Annotated in this window: 19 protein-coding genes; 10 read left to right on the forward strand and 9 right to left on the reverse strand. The window is 71.8% G+C overall.

Annotated elements, in window-relative coordinates:
- The first annotated feature begins 67 nt into the window (after nucleotides 1-67).
- Nucleotides 68-970 carry an SDR family oxidoreductase gene (locus tag ABFX55_RS08610; RefSeq protein WP_346119348.1) on the forward strand — a complete coding sequence of 301 codons (903 nt, stop codon included), beginning with the start codon at nucleotides 68-70 and terminating at the stop codon, nucleotides 968-970.
- Here ABFX55_RS08610 and ABFX55_RS08615 read toward each other — a convergent pair.
- From ABFX55_RS08615 to ABFX55_RS08625, 3 genes are all read right to left on the reverse strand, one after another.
- A complete protein-coding gene (locus tag ABFX55_RS08615) occupies nucleotides 967-1,938 on the reverse strand; it encodes a helix-turn-helix transcriptional regulator (RefSeq protein ID WP_346119350.1) in 972 nt (323 codons plus the stop codon). The genes ABFX55_RS08610 and ABFX55_RS08615 overlap by 4 nt on opposite strands.
- Before the next feature lie 34 nt (nucleotides 1,939-1,972).
- On the reverse strand, nucleotides 1,973-2,695 hold the full coding sequence (locus ABFX55_RS08620) for a hypothetical protein (protein ID WP_346119352.1): 723 nt from the start codon (nucleotides 2,693-2,695) through the stop codon (nucleotides 1,973-1,975).
- A gap of 124 nt (nucleotides 2,696-2,819) precedes the next feature.
- The gene (locus ABFX55_RS08625) at nucleotides 2,820-4,391 is read right to left on the reverse strand and encodes a CocE/NonD family hydrolase (RefSeq protein ID WP_346119354.1); all 1,572 of its coding nucleotides are present in this window, start codon (nucleotides 4,389-4,391) and stop codon (nucleotides 2,820-2,822) included.
- A 101-nt stretch (nucleotides 4,392-4,492) separates the two neighbouring features.
- Between ABFX55_RS08625 and ABFX55_RS08630 the strand changes: the two genes are divergently transcribed.
- From ABFX55_RS08630 to ABFX55_RS08640, 3 genes are all read left to right on the forward strand, one after another.
- Nucleotides 4,493-5,257 (forward strand): SGNH/GDSL hydrolase family protein, encoded by a 765-nt coding sequence (locus ABFX55_RS08630; RefSeq protein ID WP_346119356.1) that lies wholly within the window; start codon nucleotides 4,493-4,495, stop codon nucleotides 5,255-5,257.
- A 194-nt stretch (nucleotides 5,258-5,451) separates the two neighbouring features.
- Nucleotides 5,452-7,581: an anthranilate synthase component I gene (locus tag ABFX55_RS08635; protein ID WP_346119358.1), complete on the forward strand. Its 2,130-nt coding sequence runs from the start codon at nucleotides 5,452-5,454 to the stop codon at nucleotides 7,579-7,581.
- A 98-nt stretch (nucleotides 7,582-7,679) separates the two neighbouring features.
- Nucleotides 7,680-8,825 (forward strand): amidohydrolase family protein, encoded by a 1,146-nt coding sequence (locus tag ABFX55_RS08640; RefSeq protein ID WP_346119360.1) that lies wholly within the window; start codon nucleotides 7,680-7,682, stop codon nucleotides 8,823-8,825.
- Here the strand turns inward: ABFX55_RS08640 and ABFX55_RS08645 are convergent.
- A complete protein-coding gene (locus ABFX55_RS08645; protein WP_346119362.1) occupies nucleotides 8,813-9,625 on the reverse strand; it encodes a P-loop nucleotide/nucleoside kinase family protein in 813 nt (270 codons plus the stop codon). The two genes, ABFX55_RS08640 and ABFX55_RS08645, sit on opposite strands and share 13 nt — an antisense overlap.
- 117 nt (nucleotides 9,626-9,742) lie before the next feature.
- Here ABFX55_RS08645 and thyX point away from each other — a divergent pair, with 117 nt between their 5' ends.
- The 4 genes from thyX to ABFX55_RS08665 all read left to right on the forward strand — a co-directional run bounded on the left by thyX (nucleotide 9,743) and on the right by ABFX55_RS08665 (nucleotide 12,633).
- Nucleotides 9,743-10,465 carry an FAD-dependent thymidylate synthase gene (thyX, locus tag ABFX55_RS08650; RefSeq protein ID WP_183661433.1) on the forward strand — a complete coding sequence of 241 codons (723 nt, stop codon included), beginning with the start codon at nucleotides 9,743-9,745 and terminating at the stop codon, nucleotides 10,463-10,465.
- Nucleotides 10,462-11,439: a UDP-glucose 4-epimerase GalE gene (gene galE / locus ABFX55_RS08655; RefSeq protein WP_346119364.1), complete on the forward strand. Its 978-nt coding sequence runs from the start codon at nucleotides 10,462-10,464 to the stop codon at nucleotides 11,437-11,439. Before thyX ends, galE begins: the two co-directional genes overlap by 4 nt.
- Before the next feature lie 168 nt (nucleotides 11,440-11,607).
- Complete coding sequence (locus ABFX55_RS08660) at nucleotides 11,608-12,042, forward strand: DUF6196 family protein (protein ID WP_346119366.1); 435 nt, start codon at nucleotides 11,608-11,610, stop codon at nucleotides 12,040-12,042.
- Nucleotides 12,043-12,138: 96 nt separating this feature from the next.
- Nucleotides 12,139-12,633 (forward strand): GNAT family N-acetyltransferase, encoded by a 495-nt coding sequence (locus ABFX55_RS08665; protein ID WP_346119368.1) that lies wholly within the window; start codon nucleotides 12,139-12,141, stop codon nucleotides 12,631-12,633.
- Nucleotides 12,634-12,670: 37 nt separating this feature from the next.
- On the opposite strand, the gene ABFX55_RS08670 is transcribed toward ABFX55_RS08665, so the two are convergent.
- The 5 genes from ABFX55_RS08670 to ABFX55_RS08690 all read right to left on the reverse strand — a co-directional run bounded on the left by ABFX55_RS08670 (nucleotide 12,671) and on the right by ABFX55_RS08690 (nucleotide 17,907).
- Entirely contained in the window at nucleotides 12,671-14,704 is a 2,034-nt protein-coding gene (locus ABFX55_RS08670) for a sensor histidine kinase (RefSeq protein WP_346119370.1), read from the reverse strand.
- Nucleotides 14,705-14,811: 107 nt separating this feature from the next.
- Nucleotides 14,812-15,507: an FAD-dependent oxidoreductase gene (locus ABFX55_RS08675; protein WP_346119371.1), complete on the reverse strand. Its 696-nt coding sequence runs from the start codon at nucleotides 15,505-15,507 to the stop codon at nucleotides 14,812-14,814.
- 154 nt (nucleotides 15,508-15,661) lie between these two features.
- Complete coding sequence (locus ABFX55_RS08680; protein WP_346119373.1) at nucleotides 15,662-15,862, reverse strand: ferredoxin; 201 nt, start codon at nucleotides 15,860-15,862, stop codon at nucleotides 15,662-15,664.
- Nucleotides 15,863-15,892: 30 nt separating this feature from the next.
- Nucleotides 15,893-17,101 carry a cytochrome P450 gene (locus ABFX55_RS08685; protein ID WP_346119375.1) on the reverse strand — a complete coding sequence of 403 codons (1,209 nt, stop codon included), beginning with the start codon at nucleotides 17,099-17,101 and terminating at the stop codon, nucleotides 15,893-15,895.
- Nucleotides 17,102-17,142: 41 nt separating this feature from the next.
- The gene (locus ABFX55_RS08690; RefSeq protein WP_346119377.1) at nucleotides 17,143-17,907 is read right to left on the reverse strand and encodes an SDR family NAD(P)-dependent oxidoreductase; all 765 of its coding nucleotides are present in this window, start codon (nucleotides 17,905-17,907) and stop codon (nucleotides 17,143-17,145) included.
- A 140-nt stretch (nucleotides 17,908-18,047) separates the two neighbouring features.
- On the opposite strand from ABFX55_RS08690, the gene ABFX55_RS08695 reads away from it, so the two are divergent.
- Nucleotides 18,048-18,608 carry a TetR family transcriptional regulator gene (locus ABFX55_RS08695; RefSeq protein ID WP_346119379.1) on the forward strand — a complete coding sequence of 187 codons (561 nt, stop codon included), beginning with the start codon at nucleotides 18,048-18,050 and terminating at the stop codon, nucleotides 18,606-18,608.
- A 333-nt stretch (nucleotides 18,609-18,941) separates the two neighbouring features.
- A complete protein-coding gene (locus ABFX55_RS08700; RefSeq protein ID WP_346119381.1) occupies nucleotides 18,942-20,144 on the forward strand; it encodes an NsdA family TPR-like regulatory protein in 1,203 nt (400 codons plus the stop codon).
- Nucleotides 20,145-20,387 lie beyond the last annotated feature (243 nt).

Below are 20,387 nucleotides of genomic sequence, written 5' to 3' on the forward strand. Positions count from 1 at the left end.
TGCTTATCACAGCGCGGATCGCTAAAACATGACAGAGGATGTCGGGCTTCGGCGAGAGGATCACGGCATGACGGAAACAGTCGCGCTGGTCACAGGCGCCACAAGGGGCACGGGCAGGGGCATCGCCGTCCAGCTGGGGGCGGCGGGGGCCACGGTTTACTGCACGGGACGCACCACCCGGCAGCAACGCTCGGAGATCGACAGGGCCGAGACGATCGAGGAGAGCGCCGAACTGGTCACGGCGGCGGGCGGCACCGGCATCGCCGTCAGGACCGACCACCTGGTGCCCGAGCAGGTCAAGGCGCTGGTGGAGCGGATCGACAGCGAGCAGGGCAGGCTGGACGTCCTCGTCAACGACATCTGGGGCGCCGACCACCTGTGGTCGTGGGACACCCCCGTGTGGGAGCACGACCTCGACAAGGGGCTGCGCCTGCTGAGGCTGGCGCTCGACACCCATCTGATCACCAGCCACCACGCGCTGCCGCTGCTCATCCGCAGGCCGGGAGGGCTGGTCGTGGAGGTCACCGACGGCACGGCGGGCTTCAACGCCACCCGCTACCGCAACTCGATCTTCTACGACCTGGCCAAGACCGCCGTGAGCAGGCTGGCCTTCGCCCAGTCGCACGAACTGCGCCCGCACGGCGCGGCGGCGGTGTCGATCACGCCCGGCTTCCTGCGCTCGGAGATGATGCTGGACAACTTCGGCGTCACCGAGGAGAACTGGCGCGACGCCGTCGCGCACAGCCCCGCCTTCGCCATCTCGGAGACGCCCGCCTACGTCGGCAGGGCGGTGGCCGCGCTGGCCGCCGACCCCGACAGGATGCGTTGGTCGGGCTCGTCGGTCTCCAGCGGCGAACTGGCCAAGGAGTACGGGTTCACCGACGTGGACGGCTCCAGGCCCGACGTGTGGCGCTGGATCGAGGAGGTCGAGGAGGGCGGCAAGGACGCCGACCCCGCAGACTACCGCTAGCGGGGGCCGCCGCCCCGGGCGTCCTCGGCGTACAGACCGGACATCCGGGCGGCCGCCTCGGCCACCAGGGCGCGCAGCTCGGGCGGGTCCAGCACCTCCGCCTCGGGGCCGAAGGCGAGCACCTGGCTGTATGCCACCTGCAGAGACTCGACCGCCAGCACCACGGTGCCGTCGTCGCCCGCCGAGGCCAGCGCCCCCGCGAGCGCGGCAGGATCGGCCACGTGCCGCAGCATCCGCAGCCCCGCGGGGCTGAGCCGCAGCGTGACGTGCGTCCTGAGCAGCGAGCGGGTGAACTGCTCCGACCGCTCGGCCCAGAAGGCCGCCAGGTCGAAGGCGGGGTCGCGGTCGAAGCGCCTGGCGGTGTCGACGCTCACCTCGGTGAACCTGTCGACCCTGTAGACCAGCAGGCGCTCCTTCGCGCGGCCCGCCAGGTACCAGACGCCCGCCTTCAGCACCAGCCCGTACGGCTCGACGGCGCGCGGCGCCTCCCTGTACCTCCCGCTCACGGGATGGTTGCCCCACACCGCCCTGGCCAGCGGCGCGAGCGACTCGGGCGGCGGGGTGTCACTGGCGAACCAGCCAGGCGCGTCGAGGTGGAAGCGCTGGGCGGCGGTGGCGGGCGCGTCGCGCAGTCCGGGCGCCAGCGCGGCGGCCGCCTTGAGTCTGGCGGCCTCGGCGATCTCGCGCAGGCCCATGTCGCGAAGGGCGTCGGGCACCCCCGACAGGAACAGCGCCTCCGCCTCGGCCCTGTCGAGCCCGGTGAGCCTGGTGCGGTAGCCGTCGACCAGGCGGTATCCGCCCGTCCTGCCCCTGTCGGCGTAGACGGGGATGCCCGCCTCCGACAGCGCCAGCACGTCGCGGTGGATGGTGCGCTCGGAGACCTCGAGCTCCTGGGCCAGCTCGCCCGCCGTCATCCCGCCGCGCCCCTGCAGGAGGAGGACGAGCGACATGAGGCGGGCGGCGCGCACCATCCGATGCTACCCATCTCGGGTGATCCGGCCGTCAGAGGACGGCGCAGCCGATCCTGACGGGAACTCGCGCCGAGAAGCGGCCCGACATCGTGTCGTACGCGTAGGCGTAGGCGTTGGCCGGCTTGCCCTTGGCCGAGCAGTCGAACTTGCCGGTCAGGTAGCCGAACGCCCCGCCCGGGTAGCCCGAGGCCTGCTTGGCGGTCACGCTGGCGTGCCAGTAGAGGGCGTCGTTGTGGCTCCACCTGATCGCCAGCTTGACCGTGCCGAAGTTGTAGTGGCTGCCGTTCAGCTTCAGCCTGGCGATGCTGTCGGTCGAGGTGGTGGTCGCGGTGCCGTCCCCGTTGTCCTTCGGCCCGATCGTGTACCTGGTGATCCACAGCTTGGCCAGCACCTTGCGCGCCGAGCTCTGGCCGTTGTCGGCCGCGGCCAGGTCGCGCTGCCCGGTGGTGACGCAGACGTCGTCGCCGTTGTAGGCGTTGCGCCAGACGTAGGGGACGACGCAGGTGTGCGGGCCGTACGCGCCGGTGGTCCAGCGGCCGTGCCTGGCGGCGTTGTCGGCGGCCACCTGGGCGCGGGTCGCGGGGGTGACGCAGACCAGGTCGGACGGCTTGGCGACCCGCCACACGTATCCCTGGCGGCAGGTCTCGGGGCCGGGGTCGGCCGAGCCTGAGACGGCGGCGGAGGCCGCGGCGGGGGCGGTGACGGTCAGGCCCGCGATCGCGAGGACTGCCAGACCGAGCGAGGTGCGCTTCATGGTGCTCTCCTGAGGTCTCGGGGCCCCGGTCCGGCGGTTGCGCCCTGGGGCTCGCGACTCAGTTATGCACCGCTCTGCCTGCAACTTCCTTGCCGTCGATCACGGAAAGTGACCCGCAAGTAACTCAAGCCGCCGTCAAGGGCAGGACGAGCGAGGAAGGGCGCGAGGGGTCGTGGAAGACCTCGACGTCGGCGGGCACCCCCGGGGCGTCCCACCCGGGGGCGCCGGGGTTGCGGGCGATCGTCGGGTAGGCGCCGCTCGCCACGTGCACCCTGATCCTGTGCCCCTTGGCGAACCTGTGCGCGATCGGCCACAGGTCCACCGAGGCCCTGCGCACGCCGTCGGCGTCACCCCCGTCGGCCGCCGACAGCCGCCGCACCCCCTCGCAGACGTTCATGGAGCGCCCGTCGGGATGCACGTCGCACACCCGCACGACCACGTCCACGTGCGGCGTGCTCGACCTGACGAACAGCTCGGCCGAGACCGGGCCGATCGCCTCGGCGTCCTCCCGCAGCACGGGGGAGGTGTAGACGAGCACGTCCCTGCGCGCCTCGAGACGGCGCTGGTCGCGCGGCCTGGAGTCGGCCAGCAGCACCGGACCGCCGATCACCGGCGTCGGATGGCCGGGGTGGTACCTGTACCGATCGGGCTCGGCCTCCAGCGGCCCGTCGGGACCGAGGCCGAAGGCGCGCTGCAGGTGCCAGCGCACGGGCCGCATGCCGGGCACCGGCCAGTCGGGATAGTCGCGCCACTCCCTCGCGCCCGTCACGTACAGCCGCACCGGGGAGTCCCGCAGCCCCGACCGGTCGCCGAGCAGGTGCGCGCGGAACCAGGCCAGCGACTCGGCCCTGGTCACGGGGCCGTGCCTGACGTCGATGTGCCACCAGGGCCCGATCGTCAGGTACGGCTGCCGCCCCGCCGCCCGCATCGCCACATAGTCGCGCAGCTGCCACGGCAGGAACACGTCGTACCAGCCGCCCAGCATGGTGACGGCCGCCTCCACCCTCCCGACCTCGGCAGAGAAGTCCCGCCTGTGCCAGTACGGCACCGCCGGGTCGGCGTGGTGGGCGAGCAGGTCCCTGTAGAAGGGCAGCGCCTGCCCCGCCGACACCAGGTCCAGCTCGGCGACGGGCCGCCCCGACAGCACCGCCCTCCTGGTCAGCCTGGGCGCGGTCAGCACCGACGCGCCGCCGAACCTGCGCGAGATCCCGTTGGTCAGCGTGGTCCAGCTCAGCGCCGACTCCAGCGCGAACGCCCCTCCCACGTAGGCGGCGTCCCTGAACTGGGAGGCGGTGATCTGCGTGGCCATCGCCTTGAGCTCGGCTCCCACGTAGGGGGCGATCGCCCACTGGGTGTAGCCGAGGTAGGAGGGGCCGTGCATCGCGAACGCGCCCGGATACCACGGGCTGCCGCGCAGCCACTCGACCGTGGCCATGCCGTCGTCGTGCTCGTCGCCGAGCGGGTCGAGCATCCCGCCCGAGCCGAAACCGCCCCTGCAGCTCTGGATCACCACCTGCAGGCCGTGGCGGGCGAACCCCCGCCCGTAGGCGTAGCCGAACAGGCCGCGCCTGCCGTACGGCGAGCGGATCAGGACCACCGGCGCGCGCTCGGCCCCGACCGGCACGTAACGGTCGGCGAGCAACGTCACGCCGTCCCGCATCGGGACGGGAAGGTCCCTCTCGACTCGAACCCGCATTACTAACCAGTAACAGAAGGGGAGCGGCCTCGACAAGGTGAGTCCCGTCACCCCAGGCTACGGTCGCGTAGGGAGATCGCCTGTTGGCAAACTATCCGGTCATGGGACGAATTGCGTCGTTTGTCGCTCTGGGGGACAGCTTCACCGAGGGTCTCGAGGACCCCGCCGACGAGGGCTACCGAGGATGGGCCGACCGGCTGGCCGAGCACATCGAGGCCGAGCAGCCGGGGCTCGCGTACGCGAACCTCGCCGTGCGCGGCAGGCTGATCGACGAGGTCGTCGGGGAGCAGGTGCCGATGGCCGTCGAGCTCGGGCCCGACCTGGTGTCGCTGTGCGCGGGAGGAAACGACATCCTGCGGCCGAGCAGCGGCCCCGACGTGGTGGCGGCCAGGCTGGAGCAGGGCGTGGCGGCGCTCACGCAGGCCGGCTCGAGGGTGATGCTGTTCACCGGGTTCGACCTGCGCGACGTCCCGGTGATGCGGCTGGCGCACAGCAAGATCGAGATCTTCAACCTGCACATCCACGACATCGCGCGCCGCCACGACGCCTTCCTGGTGGACATGTGGCCCATGGCGGTGCTGCGCGACAGGCGGGCGTGGAACATGGACAGGCTCCACCTGTCGCCCGACGGGCACCGCAGGGTGGCCCTGCACGCGGCCGAGGTGCTCGGGGTGGCGGTGGAGGAGGACTGGCGCGAGCCGTACCCGCCGCTGCTGCCCGCCCAGTGGACCGACGCCCGCCGCGAGGACCTGCGATGGGCGCGGCAGTTCCTCGGGCCGTGGATCAACAGGCGCATCCAGGGACGCTCCTCAGGCGACGGCGTCCGCCCCAAGCGACCCGAGCTGGCACCCCTGGTCAACCGCTGAAGCGGCGCGGTGTGTCCGCGTTGCGTGATCTCCGATCGGGCGGCTACCCTTGGGCCATGCGAATCGGCTTGCAGCTTCAGTGGTGGCGCCGCTCCTAGGCGGCGCCAGATTCGCATTCCTCAACGGACGGCCGCCCCGGAAGGCGGCCTTTCCTGTCTCCGCCCCGGGGCTCATGAGCTAACAAGGGGCTTTGAGTGGAGACGAGCGGATATACCACCGCCGGGGGCGTCAGCGTCGAGCGCGAGGTCCGTGAGGTGCCAGAGGAGGCCCTCGAGCAGATCGTGACCGAGCTCGGCGAGCGACGCGGCGGCGCGTTCTCGTCGGGCATGGACTACCCCGGCCGCTACAGCCGATGGGCGTTCGGCTACGTCGACCCCTGCGTCGAGCTCGTCGCCCGAGGCCGCACCATCGCCGCGAGGGCGCTGAACGAGCGCGGCAAGGTGGTCCTGCCCGCCATCGCCTCCTGCCTGCTGGCCGCGGGCAAGCCGGTCTCCGAGCCGACCGGCGTCCACGTCGAGGTGCACATCCCCGAGTCGGAGGACCTGCTCCCCGAGGAGATGCGCAGCCGCCGTCCCACCGTCTTCACCGCCATCCGCGAGGTCATCGCCGCCTTCAAGGGCGAGGACCAGCACCTCGGCCTCTACGGCGCCTTCGGCTACGACCTGGCCTTCCAGTTCGAGCCCATCCGCCACGAGCTGGAAAGGCCCGCCGACCAGCGCGACCTGGTCCTGCACCTGCCCGACAGGCTCGTCGTCATCGACCGCCAGCGCGAGACCAGCGTGGAGTACCGCTACGAGTTCGTCGTCGACGGCGTCTCCACCAGAGGGCTCGAGCGCACCGGCGACACCTTCCCCCAGGTCGCCCCCACCGAGGTCCCGAAGGACCCGGAGAAGGGCGCCTACGCCACCGTCGTCGCGGCGGCCAAGGAGAAGTTCAAGCGCGGCGACCTGTTCGAGGTCGTGCCAGGCCAGGTCTTCCACGCCACCTGCACCGACCCCTCGGCCTTCTACCGCAGCCTGCGCCTGACCAACCCGGCGCCCTACGAGTTCATCATCAACCTCGGCGACGGCGAGCACCTGGTCGGCGCCTCGCCCGAGATGTACGTCCGGGTCACCGGCGACAGGGTCGAGACCTGCCCCATCTCCGGCACCATCGCCCGCGGCTCCAACCCCGTCGAGGACGCCGAGGCCATCCGCACCCTCCTGTCCAGCGTGAAGGAGGAGTCCGAGCTCACGATGTGCACCGACGTCGACCGCAACGACAAGTCGCGCATCTGCGTCCCCGGCACCGTCCAGGTCATCGGCCGCCGCCAGATCGAGCTCTACTCCCGCCTCATCCACACCGTCGACCACATCGAAGGCCGGCTGCGCCCCGAGTTCGACGCCCTCGACGCCTTCCTCACCCATATGTGGGCCGTCACCGTGACCGGCGCGCCCAAGACCTGGGCGATGCAGTTCATCGAGGACCACGAGGCCACCACCCGCAGGTGGTACGGCGGGGCCATCGGCTTCATCGGCTTCGACGGCTCCATGAACACCGGCCTGACCCTGCGCACCGCCCAGATCAAGAACGGCGTGGCCACCGTCAGGGCGGGCGCCACCCTGCTGTTCGACTCCGACCCCGAGGCCGAGGAGCGCGAGACCGAGCTCAAGGCCAGCGCCCTGCTCGGCGCGCTGGCCGCGGTCAACGAGCCCTCCGCCGTCCGGGAACGCCCCGTGCGCGACCAGCCGGGCCTGGGCATGAAGGTCCTGCTCGTCGACCACGAGGACTCCTTCGTCAACACCCTGGCCGACTACTTCCGCCAGGAGGGCGCCGACGTCGTCACCCTGCGCCACGGCTTCCCCGCGGAGATGATCGACCAGATCGCCCCCGACCTGGTCGTCCTGTCGCCGGGGCCTGGCTGGCCCTCCGACTTCGGCATGTCCGCCCTCATCGACCAGGTCTACGTCAGGGGCCTGCCGGTCTTCGGCGTCTGCCTCGGCCTGCAGGCCATGGTCGAGCACGCGGGCGGCGCCCTCGAACTGCTCGACTACCCCGAGCACGGCAAGCGCGGCCAGGTCTCCCGCCTCGGCGACAGCGCCCTGCTGGAGGGCCTGCCCGCCGAGTTCGTCGCCGCCCGCTACCACTCGCTGCACGCCAAGCGGCCGGGCGTCGTCGGCTTCGAGGCGACGGCGCTGACCCCCGACGGCAACGTGATGGCGATCGAGGACGTGGCCAACAGGCGCTTCGCCGTACAGTTCCACCCCGAGTCGATCCTGACCGCGGAGGGCGGTGCGGGCGCGAAGGTCATCGCCAACGTCCTGCGGCTGTCGCGCAGGGCCTGAAGGACACGCGACCCCGGCCGCGCGGCCGGGGTCGCCCCAACGTACGCAGTGGGCAAAAGCCCGGATCTCGCCGGCGATCACGCTCTAGAGTCAGGCGCATGCTCCCCGTAGACCTGCCGGATGCGGTGCGCGACGCCCTGCTCGCCCCGCTCGTCGACCACCACTGCCACGGGGTGCGCCGCGACGACCTCAGCAGGGCCCAGTTCGAGCTGCTGATCGGCGAGTCGCGCACACCCGCCCCGCCGGGAACCACACACTTCGACACCCCGCTCGGCGCGGCTATCCGCCGCTGGTGCGCCCCCGTGCTCGACCTCGAACCGCACGTCGCCCCCGCCGTCTACCTGGGCAGGCGCCAGGAGCTCGGCGCGGGAGAGGTCAACAGGAGGCTGCTGCAGGCCTCAGGGGTGGTCGCCTTCCTCGTCGACACCGGACTGGAGGCCCCCGACCTGCTCTCGGCCGCCGAGATGGGCCGCCACGGCGGCGCCGCGGCCGACGAGATCGTCAGGCTCGAGCAGGTCGAGCAGGACATCGCCGAGAGCGCGGCGGTCGCCGTCGACTACATGGACAGCCTCGGCGAGGAGCTCGTCGCCAGGGCGGCCCGCGCCGTCGGCCTCAAGTCGATCATCGCGTACCGCTGCGGCCTCGACTTCGACCCCTCCAGACCCAGCAGGGGCTCGGTCATCGCCGCCGCCAACCGCCGCCTGTCCGACCCGCGAGAGCGCCTGGTCGATCCGATCCTGCTGCGCCACCTGCTCTGGACCGCCGTCGACGTGGCCCGCGACCGCCCTCTGCCGATCCAGTTCCACACCGGCTACGGCGACGCCGACCTCGACCTGGCGCGCGCCGACCCCGCCCAGATGACCGGCTTCATCCGCGCCCTGCAGCCGCTCGGCATCCCCGTCGTGCTGCTGCACTGCTACCCCTTCCACCGCCAGGCCGCCTACCTCGCCTCGGTCTTCCCGCACCTCTACGTCGACGTCGGCCTCACGCTCACCCACACCGCCGCGGGGTCGGCCAGGATCCTCGACGAGCTGCTCGAACTGGTGCCCTTCCACAAGCAGCTGTTCAGCTCCGACTGCTACGGCCTGGCCGAGGGCTGCCACCTCGGGGCCGTCTACTTCAGGCTCGGCATGGCCGGCGCGCTGGGCAGGCGCGTCGAGTCGGGGGAGTGGAGCGCGGCCGACGCCGCCCGCGTCGCCCACATGGCGGGCTCGGGCAACGCCCGCCGCGTCTACCGGCTCTGACCGCTCACGCCGGCCTGTTTCGGCCGGTTCCAGGGCCGATGACCCGGCGCCAGCACGGGCGCAGGGGGCAGCCGCTCGATCACCAGAGACACCTGCAGGTCGCAGCGGGGATCGGCGCACTCGCACATGAACGGCCGGGCGGTCGTCCCGGAGACGCCGGGGCTCCATGGGCGGGCGAAGAAGGCGCGGTACTGCTCGGCCACCGCCTCGTTGGCCTCACGCAGCAACCGCGCCCGCTCCTCGGGCCCCCGCGCCAGCGGACCCGCCGCCAGCTCCGCGGCGAAGAAGCGCTCGACCTCGGGCAGCGCGTCCTCCTGCGTGATGACCGCGACACCGGCCCGCTCGACCTCCGCCTCGATCAGCTCGCCGAGGCGAAGGTAGAGCTCGGGCGCCCAACCGGGTCCGTGCCGCGCCCTCAGCCTGGCCAGCCGTACCTCGGCGGGCGGCACCAGCCACACCGCCCTGCTACCGGGGGGCAGCATCCCAGGCAGCACCTGCGTGCCCTCGGCCACGGTCAGCGGCGAGGACGGCAGCGCGCGCAGGTCGGCGACGGTCATGGGGCCGCGCTCGGCCTGCAGCCACATGGCCAGGCGCTCCTCCATCGGAGCGGCGGCGCGCTGCGCGGGCGTCAGCTCCTCGAACCGCAGCGCGGCCGGATGGCCCGCCTTGACGGCCAGGTCGCGATGCGCCCAGGTGCGGGCGTCGGAGTCGTAGCGCCGCAGGCCGTGAAGGCGCGCCAGCCTCCTGGCCACGGTCGTCTTCCCCGATCCCGGCGGCCCCCCGATCCACAGCACGTTCACGTCAGGAGAGACTAGCCGGGAGCCGCGGCCAAGGCGCGGTGCGAGGGCCCGTTCTCTGTGACGACGGGCGTACGATGGCGGGCGGCCAGAACGCCGAGCACAAGGGGGATCCACTAAGTGAGCGACGAGCCGCGTTTCCTGAACGACGTCACGGTCGAACTCGTCAAGCACAGCGCGTCCGACACGGATGTGCTCTGGGCCGCCAGGGTGTCGACCGCGGGGGAGCAGTCACTCGAAGAGGTCGGCAAGGATCCCGAGCGGTCCAAGGGACTGATCAACTATCTGATGCGCGACAGGCACGGCAGCCCGTTCGAGCACAACTCCATGACGTTCTTCGTCAGCGCCCCGATCCTGGTGTTCCGCGAGTTCATGCGGCACCGAGTCGGCTGGTCCTACAACGAGGAGAGCGGCCGCTACAGGGAGCTCCAGCCCGTCTTCTACGTTCCGGGCCATGAGCGCAAGCTCGTCCAGGAGGGCAAGCCGGGCCGCTACGTCTTCGTCGACGGCTCGCCCGAGCAGCACAAGCTCGTCACCGAGGCGATGGAGGGCGCCTACCGGCAGGCGTATGCCGCCTACCAGGAGATGCTGGAGGCGGGCGTGGCCCGCGAGGTGGCCCGCGCCGTCCTGCCCGTGGGCCTGTTCTCCACGATGTACGCCACCTGCAACGCCCGCTCCCTCATGCACTTCCTGTCGTTGCGCACCAAGAACGAGCAGGCCAAGGTGCCCTCCTTCCCGCAGCGTGAGATCGAGATGGTGGCGGAGAAGATGGAGGCCGCCTGGGCCGAGCTCATGCCCCTCACGCACGCCGCCTTCGTCGCCAACGGGCGGGTCGCCCCGTGAAGGTCCTCATCTCCGGCGGGGCCGGATACATCGGCAGCACCGTCGCCTCGGCCTGCCTCGACGCCGGCATCACGCCGGTCGTTCTCGACAGCCTGGTCACCGGGCGCAGGGAGTTCGCGCGGGGGCGCGCCTTCTACGAGGGTGACATCGCCGACGGCGGCCTGATCGACACGATCTTCGCCGAGCATCCCGACATCGAGGCCGTCGTCCACTGCGCGGCGCTCATCGTGGTGCCCGACTCGGTGGCCGACCCCGTCGGCTACTACCGCGCCAACGTGGCCAAGAGCCTCGACTTCGTCGAGCACCTGCTGCGCAACGGCTGCGAAAGGATGATCTTCAGCTCGTCGGCCTCGATCTACGAGGCGGGCGACGACTTCACCGTCGACGAGAGCTCGGGGCTCGCGCCGCAGAGCCCGTACGCGCGGACCAAGGCCGTGTGCGAGGGGATGTTCGCCGACATCAGCGCCACGCAGCCGATCAGGATCCTGTCGCTGCGCTACTTCAACCCGATCGGCGCCGACCCCAAGATGCGCACGGGACTGCAGCTGCGCAGGCCCAGCCACGCGCTCGGCAAGATGATCGAGGCGTGGGAGGAGGGCACGCCGTTCCAGGTCACCGGCACGTCGTGGCCGACCCGCGACGGCTCGGGCATCCGCGACTACATCCACGTGTGGGACCTCGCCACGGCGCACGTGGCCGCCCTCGAGCGGTTCGGCTCCTTCACCGAGGACGTCATCAACCTCGGCACCGGCAGGGGAACGACGGTGCGGGAGCTGGCGGACGCCTTCAACGAGGTGGTCGAGCGGCCCATCGAGGTCGTGGAGACGGGGCCGAGGCCCGGTGATGTGGCGGGCGCCTACACCCGCACGGAGCTGGCCAGGCGCCTGCTGGAGTGGGAGCCTCGCCACACGGTGGCCGAGGGCATCAGGCACTCGCTGGAATGGGCCAGGATCCGCCCGGAGATCCTGGGCTGACGGGAGTTCGGGCTCGTTCCCGCGCCGAGGCGGCGTCCTCGCGCGCGGGAGCGAGCCGGTGGCCCGCTGGAAGCGCCTCGGAGGCAGGCGGCAGGGCGCGGTGTGCGAGGATGGCGGCCGTCCGGTGATCCCGAGCGGATCATGGTCTCGAGGATCGGGGGCCCTGTCATGGTCAGCGTCAGTGTGGAGACCCGGGAACAGACCGAGGAGCGCCTGCGCCAGGTGATCTCCATGGCCGACCTCACCGTGCACGACGGCGTGTGGCACTTCGAGGAGTTCCCCGCCGATCGCCCGCCGGCGCTCACCGAGGACACCCTGGCGGTGGTCCGCGACAGCGAGAGCTGGAGCCGGCTGGTCCCCCTGCCGAGCGGCGGCGGAGACACCGAACGCTTCGGCGTCTTCTCCTTCCACTTCCCCGCCGACCTCGACAACAGCGGCTTCGTCGGCTGGCTGGCCGGCCACCTGAAGGCCGAGCTGGGAACCGGCGTCTTCGTCATCTGCGGCAGCAACCGTGCGCGCGGCGGCATCTACGACTACTGGGGCTGCCCCGTCGACCTGCTGAAGGAGGCCGTCGCCGTCGTCGAGGCGCTGCGCACCGGCTGACGGCCTCCTCGGGGACGTCGGGACGGCGTCGCGCCCGGCGGCTCGATGGATGACCATGAAAGCCGCATGCCGGGCGGTCAAGGTAGCGTGCGTCCCATGCCCGAGCTGCAGCGCCTCCGCTCCGACCACGCTTCCGCCCTGCTCGCGTTCGAACGGGAGAACAGGGCCTATTTCGCCGCCTCGATCCCCGACCGCGGTGACGCCTACTTCGCCGAGTTCGACGCACGCCACGCCGCCCTGCTGGACGAGCAGGCCGCAGGGGTGATCCACTTCCACGTGCTCGTCGACGGCGACGGCGTGATCCTGGGCCGTGTCAACCTGGTCGACGTGGCGGACGGCTCGGCCGAGCTCGGCTACAGGATCGCCAAGAGCGCCTCGGGCCAGGGCCTGGCCACCACCGCCGTCCGCCGGGTGTGCGCCCTGGCCGCCACCGAGTACGCCCTGACGACGCTGCGAGCGGCCACGACGCTGGACAACCTCGCCTCGCAGACCGTGCTGGCCCGCACCGGATTCGTCGCCACCGGCGAGACCGTGCTGGACGGCCGCCCTGCGCTCGAGTACACCCTCGAGCTGAGCCGGTTCGCCGGCTGATTCCGCTCGCCGCCCGCCTCACCCCGCGGTGGTCTCGTCACTCGCGGGCCGACCCTGCGGCTCCTCGGCCGGCCCGCCCCGCCTCGGCAAGCGGGGCGGCGGCCGGCAATCTGGCCTCCACCAGGGTGCCGCCACCCGGGCGGGAGGTGACGAAGCAGGAGCCGCCGAGCTCGGCCGCGCGTTCGCGCATCGACGAGGTGCCGACTCCCGCCCTGCAGTCCTGACGCAGGCCCACGCCGTCGTCCTCGACGCTGACCACGAACTGGCCGGCCTCGCGGACCAGGGCGATCCTGACCGATGACGCCCGCGCGTGCCGCCGCACGTTCGTCACCGCCTCCTGCGCGATCCGGTAGGCGGCCACCTCGACGGCCGCGGGCAGGTCGCCCAGCTCGCCGTCCACCACCACCTCGACGGCGGTGCCCTCCTCGTCGGCCCTGGTCAGCGTCGCCTCGGCGAGCTGCCGTACGGCCTGCGCCAGGCCGAGGTCGTCGAGCGCGGGAGGGCGCAGGCCGTACACCAGCTCCCGGATGTCGCCCGTGACCGCCTCCATGCCGCTGTGGAGGTCCTTGAGCAGGTCGTCCGCGGTGCCGGGAGCGCGCTTGATGCTGATGCGGGCGATGTTGATCGTCATGGCCATCGCGCCGAGCGTCTGCCCGAGGCCGTCGTGCAGGTCACGGCGGAGCCTGCGGCGTTCCTCCTCGCGGGCCGCCAGGATGCGCTCGCGTGAACGTTGCAGGTCGGCCGCCATACGCGCGGCGTGCGCCACGTCGGCGACATACGGCAGCAGCGTCGCGATGACCCGCTCGTCGTGCGCCGCGGCGAACCTGCGCGCCCCCGGCCGGCCGATCAGCAGGCGTCCGACGGGCTCACCGTGCCAGACCAGGGCGATCTCGCGGGGTGAGGCGCCCACGTCGCCGCTCTCGACGGACAGGCCCCCGCTCACGCGTACGGCGGCGCCGTCCACCGCGAGGCCGTCCCGCACGACCTCGACGACCACGCTCAGGGCCTCAGCAGGGTCCGCGCGCCTGACCTCCTGCGTGAGCCGCTCGGCCAGCAGGCGCGGATCGCCGACGGGGCCGTACATCAGCCTGTCCACCGCCCGCTGCAGGAGGCGGCGCATGGGCTGGAAGAACGCGCCGGCGAACAGCGCCGCGGCCAGCCCCGCCACCTGGTGGTATCCGGCGACCACCAGGCTCGAGACGGCGCCCACGCCGAAGTAGACGGCGCTGACCGCCGCGATCAGGCCGGCGGCCACGAAGGCGCGGCTGACGACCGTGTCGATGCCGAACAGCCGGTAGCGCAGTATCGACACCATGAGCGCGACGGGGATCAGGGTGGTCCAGAAGACGGCGGGCGCCCAGTAGCCGTCGCCGAGCAGCAGGAAGACGATGTAAACGGCGAACGTGGCGAGCGGCCACGCGATCTGTCGGCGCATCGCGGGGCCGGCCCTGCGAAAGCGCGTGGCGAGCGCGATCAGCGCCACGACGACGCACACCTCCATGGCCAGGTAGGCGGCCTCGTAGAGCTGGAGGTGGACAGGCGCGAGCGCCTCGATCTTCAGCGGGTTCGGGATGACCGCGGGGCGGCGCAGCGCGCCGGGCGCGGGCTTCGGACGGACGGCGAGCAGGAAGGCGAGCGTGGCGAACACCGTCATGCTCACCGCCACGTGCGCCCTCCACCTGGGCGAGGGCAGCCTGCCGTCCGGCGCGAGCAGCGGCACGAGGACCGCGAGGATACCGCCGCCGAACGCCCACGTGATCCCCGACGCGATGCGGAGCACGCCCGCCGTCTCCATCGACCCCACGCCCGCCGCCTGGAACATCAGCATCCCGGCGAGCACGCTGAGCCCTGCGAACAGCCCGCCCGCGCACATCAGCCAGCCCACGACGAGCCTGGGACGCCGCGCCACGACGAAGGCGCCGACGAGCGGGAAGGCGAGCCCGGCCGCGTGGTCGGGCGTGGCGGGGATGGACGGCCGCCACGCCTCGGGCAGCCGCGCCTGGATCAGGAACGCCACCACGACCGCGACCAGGGACACGACGGCGACACCCCAGGCGATGACGCGCGCCAACGCAGCTCCCCGACCGTCCATCCGGGGATTATGTCCGCAATGAGGCGGCGCCCGCCAGCCGGGAGCACAAGGCGGGACGCTGCCGATCACGTGAGGCCGCTCGGAGTTCAGACGCCGATGGCGTCGGCCACCCGGCCGCGATGCAGGCGGGCGGCCTTGGCCATGTTCCAGCCGAGTACTCCGGTGACCTTCCCTTCCAGGTGATAGAGCGCGACGAAGCGGTTCTGCTCGAGGTCGCCCTCCACCACGTCCGCCCTGGCGCCTGGAGGGAAGAAGCCGTGAGCCTGAATCTTGGTGTCGTACTGGTCGGTCCAGAAGTAGGGGAGGGGAACGTAGGGCCGGTCCTCGCCGAGGAGGTTGGCCGCCACGATCTGGGCCTGTTCGACGGCGTTGGTCCTGTTCTCCAGCCGCAGCCTGCGATCCAGCTTCTCGTGGTGCCAGGAGGCCAGGTCGCCCACGGCGTAGACGCCAGGGGCGGCGCGGCAGCGTGAGTCGCACCGCACGCCGTCACGCACGGACAGCCCGCTGCCGTGGAGCCAGCCGGTCGCCGGGCGCGAGCCGATCGCCACCACGACCGTCTCGGCGGGCAGGAGTTCGCCAGAGGCCAGCCGTACCCCCGAGACCCTGCCGCCGGAACCCGACAGGCCCTCGACCGCGACGCCGAGCCGCAGCCGGACGGCGCGCTCGGCGTGCAGCCGGGTGAGCATCCCGCCGACCAGGTCGCCGAGCTGGTCGGCCAGGACCGCGGCACCGAGGCCGACGAGGGTGACGTCGACCCCCATGCCGCGCCCGGTCGCGGCCACAGCACCTGCTTGGACAGCGGCGGCCGGTCGTAGGGCGGATGCGACTCGGCGCCCAGCAGCGACAGGCCGCCCTGATAGCCCTTGCGGCGAAGCGCCTCCGCCACGGCCAGGCCACCGGCGGAGGCGCCCACGATCACCACGTCGTCGGGCACCGTCAAGGCCGGACGTCCACGCTGATCGCGGAGGCCGGGCACACGTCGGCGGCCTCCCTGACGGCGGCGTGGAACCGCTCGGCGGGCGACGGGTCCAGCAGGATCACGATGCCGTCGTCCTCGCCCTGGTCGAACACCTCGGGCGCGAGCAGCGCGCACTGTCCGGCGCCGCAGCACTTGTCCTGGTCAACAGCGATGTTCATCTTCGGTTCCTCTCTCTCAGCGACGCCGCGTCACCAGCGCACGGGGACCTGCTGCAGGCCGCCGACGATGAGCCCTTCGCGGCGGGCCAGGTCGGCGGCGGGCACGGCGAGCTCCAGCGTGGGCAGGCGGTCGAGCAGCACCTTCAGCACGGTCTGCAGCTCGGTGCGGGCCAGCGCCTGCCCGAGGCAGGCGTACGGCCCCGCGCCGAAGGCCAGATGGGGGTTGGGGGAGCGGGTCAGGTCCATGTCGGCGGCGTGGTCGAACTGGCGCTCGTCGCGGTTGGCCGCGGCCAGGTTGCACACCACTGTGGTCCCCGCGGGGACCGTGATGTCGTCGACCTGGATCTCCTCGCTGATGTAGCGGGGAATCCCGAAGCCGGGGTTGGCGTCGTAGCGCAGGCTCTCCTCCACCGCGAGGCGGATCAGCGAGCGGTCGGCGAGCAGCCGCTCCCATCGGCCGCGGTCGGCCAGCAGCATCGCGACCATCTTGCCGATCATGTTGGAGGTCGTCTCGTGACCGGCGATCAGCAGCCCCTTGGCCGTGAGCATCATGATCTCTTCGGTCATGCGCCCTTCGAGCGCGCCGACGAGTGAGATGAGCTCGCTGATCAGGTCGTCGCCCGGCGTGGCCCGCTTGGCCGCGACATGGGCGCGCAGGTAGTCGTCGAACTCGGCCTGGGCCGCGTCGATCTCCTCCTGGGTGAACCTGGTGAGGCTGAGCATGGTGTCGGACCAGTAGGAGAACCTGTCCCTGTCGGAGTCCGGCACGCCGAGCAGGTCGCAGATCACCCACACCGGCAGCGGGAAGCCGAGGGCGCCGGCCAGGTCGGCGGGGGAGCCCTGCTTGATCATCTCATCGACCAGGTGCTCGGCCATGGCCTCGATCCCGGGCTGCATGGCGGAGACGCGCTTGGCGGTGAACGCCTTGCCGATCAGCTGGCGCCACTGCCGGTGGGCGTCGGCTCCCATGTTCGTGCCGCCGGAGCCGAACACCCCGCCGGATTCGTTCGCGGTGATGTTGGCGGCGTCGGCGCTGTCGAGGTGGTGGGTGAAGCGGGGGTCCGACAGCAGTTGCCTGACGTCGGCGTAGCGGGTCAGCAGCACGCTCTCATCGCCGCTGGCCAGGCGGATCGGGGCCACGGGGCAGCCCTCGCGCAGCGAGGCCCATTCCTGAGGGGGCTCCAAGGCGCCGGGCGGGGAGAAGGGGTAGTGCGGTGTCTGCCGGCTGGTGTCGCTCATCGTGTCTCCTGTGATCGGAATCGGAAGGACTCGTCGCCTCGTCAGGCCGCCGACCAGCCGCCGTCCACCGGCATGATCGCTCCGTTGACGAACGAGGCGGCGTCCGAGGCCAGGAAGAGGGCGGCGTCGGCCATCTGCTCCGGCTGCGCCATCCGCTCGCCGCGTGCGAGCACGGGCGCGAGGCGGGCGGCGCCCGTCGGGTCGAAGCTCCCGACGCTCTCCGCTGAGGCGATGCCGGTCAGGGTGGGGCCCGGCAGGATGGCGTTGCAGCGGATGCCGTCCTTGGCGTACGCCCACGCCACGCTGCGCGTCAGGCCGACGACGCCGTGCTTGGAGGCGGTGTAGGCGGCACCGGCCGTCCCGCCCCTGATGCCGGCCTCGGAGGCGGTGTTGACGATCGCGCCTCTTCCCTCGCGCAGCATGTGCGGCAGCACCGCGTGGGTGACCAGGAACGTGCCGGTCAGGTTGACCCGGAGCACCCGCTCCCAGAGCCCCACCGGGATGTCGGCGGGCAGGGCCATGGTGTCCATGATCCCGGCGTTGTTGCACAGCACGTCGATCCGGCCGTACGCGCTGATCGCGGTCTCGACCAGCGCGCCTACCGACGCCTCGTCGGAGATGTCGGCGGCGGCCACGATGGCCGCGTCCCCGATGCCCGAGGCGGTCGGCTCCGCGCGTTCGCGGTCGACGTCGCAGACCACGACGCGGGCCCCGGCCTTGGCGAAGGCGAAGGCCATCGCCCTGCCGATTCCGGAGCCCGCGCCCGTGACCAGGCTGACGCGGTCGTCGAAGGCGAAGGTCGTCACGTGTTCGTCCTTTCGGTCGCGGCACGAAGGCGGCCTGGCCGCAGGCGACGCCCCCGTCCGTTCGGTGCGCCGCGGCTCGGCCGCGGCCCGGGGCGACGTCAGCAACCGGACAACCTTGTCCGGTTGCTACTGTAGGCGATGTGCACACTGTGCGTCGACCGAACAGAGGACCAAGCGCCGCGGCGGAGAACCGGGCGGCGCTGATAGCCGCGGCCCGCGAGGTCTTCGCCGGCGCCGGGTACAACGCGCCGCTCAGCATGGTCGCCCGGGCGGCAGGGGTCGGGCAGGGGAGCCTCTACCGGCACTTCCCCGATCGCGTCAGCCTCGCCCTCGCGGTGTTCGAGGACGCCGTGGCCGACCTGGAGGCCCTGGCCGCCGAGCCCGGCGCCACCCTGGCCGACGTTCTCGACCTGATCACCGAGCAGACCATCGCCTCGACCGCGTTCATCGACATGGTCAGCGTGCCCCCGATGGACCCCGACCCTCGCCTCATCCAGGTGCGCGACAGGGTGGCGAAGCTCTTGGCCGGTGCGCTGCCCGAGGCCCGGCGCGCGGGTCGTGTCCGCGAGGACCTCGCCCCCGACGACCTGGTCCTGGCCGTGGGAATGCTCGCCGGCGTGCTCGCCAAGACCCCCGCCCCCGACCGGCGTGAGACCGCCGAACGGGTGTGGACGCTGCTCCGCAGGGGGCTGGAGGCCTGACCCGCCGTCCTCGCGCCGGCCTCGGCCGCCCGCCGGTCCCCCCGTCCCGTTCGGCGGGACCGACGACCGGGGTCTCCTCTGACGGCCACGGCGCTGCTCGGACCTCGTGCCCTCCCCCGACTCGAGCACCACCACCGACCCCACGATCGTGCCCAGCGGATCGAGGGATGGTGGCGCGCCGATCCGCACCCGGCCATCCGCCGGGGACACGGCCGGGCAGCTGGGGTCCCGTCTGGCAGCGCGGGGCTGACGGGACGCCTCAAAGCGCGGACAATGGGAACAATCGCCCATAAGTGACTTATATGACCATATGGACGATGGGGGGACACGCCAATGGTCGACATCGATGTTCCGATCTGGGCCGCCCGTCTGGGGGTCCTGCGCCGCGGGCGCCTGTGGAGTCAGAGGGAGCTCGCGGAACGGCTGGCAGCCGCGGCGGACGAGAGCACGCGGGACCGGTTGCCCACGCTGGAGACGCTCACCTCGATGATTCGGCTCTGGGAGGCGGGGGAGCGGCGGCCCGACGAGTGGTATGCGGAGCTGCTCTGCCGGGCTTTCGGCGTGGACGAGGCCGAGCTGTTCGTCGGCGACGCGGCCGGCACCACCCTGTGGCACTACCTGACCGGCATCCCGCTGGTGCCGGGGATGTTCACCGCGGAGGAGGAGGAATCCACCGGCCGGGCGATCGAGGCGCCTCAGCGGGCCGATGACCGGACGGTCGGCTACTTCAGAGCGATCCTGGACGCCTACACCCGAACCGACCTCCGCCCCGCCGACGCGATCAGCGTCCTGCGGCCTGTCTTCGTGGGCATCGAAGAGTTCCGTCGGGATGCCAGTTCGCCCGTCAGACGCGCGTTCCTGCTGCTCGCCACCGAGAACGCGGAGCTGATCAGCCGCCTGCACCACGAGGCGGGAAACCCGGGCAGGGCACTGGCCTGGTCGGATGAGGCCGTACGCGATGCTCGCGAGGCGGCCGACGCGCTGCTCGAGGCCTACACCCTTGCCCAGCGGGGAGGTCTCTCCGATGCCGCCGGTGATCCGGGCGGGCTCGTCGCCCTCGCCGTCGCCGCCCGTGAACGCGCCAACCTCCCCGCGCGGGTGGATGCCCTGTCCCGGCATCATGAGGCGCAGGGCCACGCCCTCGCCGGCAACCTGGACATGTGCCGTCGCCGCCTGGAAGAGTCCGCTCAGTCACTCGCGGAACCGGGGGACGACACGCCCTACCGATTCGACTGCTCCACCCAGGCCCACAACACCCTGTGCGCCGGGTGTCTCGTCGATCTCGGCCACGCCAGGGACGCGATCGAGATCCTGGAACAGGAACCGCCGAAGACGCCGCCGACCTATGCCACCGCCTACGCCTTGGCACGCATGGCCCACGCGTACGCCGACGCCCACGAATGCGAGCGCTCGGTCGAAACAGCCAGACAGGCCCTCACCCTGGCCAGGCAGACCGGCGCCCTACGAGCCCTGCGAGAACTGGCCAAGGTTCAGATCCCACCCCAGGAGGCCAGACACACCCGCATCCGCCTGTAGCCACCAGCCACCTGACCTGCCACAGTGGCGCCGCGGGACTCGTGACGGAGGCCGGCCCGGGGCCGACGAACCACACACCGCCTTCAGCCAGATGATGAAGGAGGACCACCTTCGCTCGGCTTGCCACCGTGACCAGCCCGCAGGGCACTCCTGGTCACGGGCACGGCCGAGCTGTCTCGTCCCAGTGACCGAATCAGGCGCCTAAACCACCCAGATCTACGAGAACCTGTCCATCAGAATCCA

Origin of the sequence: Nonomuraea roseola (assembly GCF_039535395.1) — a bacterium.
Lineage (GTDB): Bacteria > Actinomycetota > Actinomycetes > Streptosporangiales > Streptosporangiaceae > Nonomuraea > Nonomuraea roseola.

What these genes read in the sequence shown, in the direction of transcription:
- ABFX55_RS08640 (WP_346119360.1), top strand. Translation starts at nt 7,680, where the DNA reads ATGCTCCCCGTAGACCTGCCGGATGCGGTGCGCGACGCCCTGCTCGCC.
- ABFX55_RS08610 (WP_346119348.1), top strand. Translation starts at nt 68, where the DNA reads ATGACGGAAACAGTCGCGCTGGTCACAGGCGCCACAAGGGGCACGGGC.
- ABFX55_RS08625 (WP_346119354.1), bottom strand. Translation starts at nt 4,391, where the DNA reads ATGCGGGTTCGAGTCGAGAGGGACCTTCCCGTCCCGATGCGGGACGGC.
- ABFX55_RS08665 (WP_346119368.1), top strand. Translation starts at nt 12,139, where the DNA reads ATGCCCGAGCTGCAGCGCCTCCGCTCCGACCACGCTTCCGCCCTGCTC.
- ABFX55_RS08630 (WP_346119356.1), top strand. Translation starts at nt 4,493, where the DNA reads ATGGGACGAATTGCGTCGTTTGTCGCTCTGGGGGACAGCTTCACCGAG.
- ABFX55_RS08680 (WP_346119373.1), bottom strand. Translation starts at nt 15,862, where the DNA reads ATGAACATCGCTGTTGACCAGGACAAGTGCTGCGGCGCCGGACAGTGC.
- ABFX55_RS08620 (WP_346119352.1), bottom strand. Translation starts at nt 2,695, where the DNA reads ATGAAGCGCACCTCGCTCGGTCTGGCAGTCCTCGCGATCGCGGGCCTG.
- ABFX55_RS08685 (WP_346119375.1), bottom strand. Translation starts at nt 17,101, where the DNA reads ATGAGCGACACCAGCCGGCAGACACCGCACTACCCCTTCTCCCCGCCC.
- ABFX55_RS08660 (WP_346119366.1), top strand. Translation starts at nt 11,608, where the DNA reads ATGGTCAGCGTCAGTGTGGAGACCCGGGAACAGACCGAGGAGCGCCTG.
- ABFX55_RS08700 (WP_346119381.1), top strand. Translation starts at nt 18,942, where the DNA reads ATGGTCGACATCGATGTTCCGATCTGGGCCGCCCGTCTGGGGGTCCTG.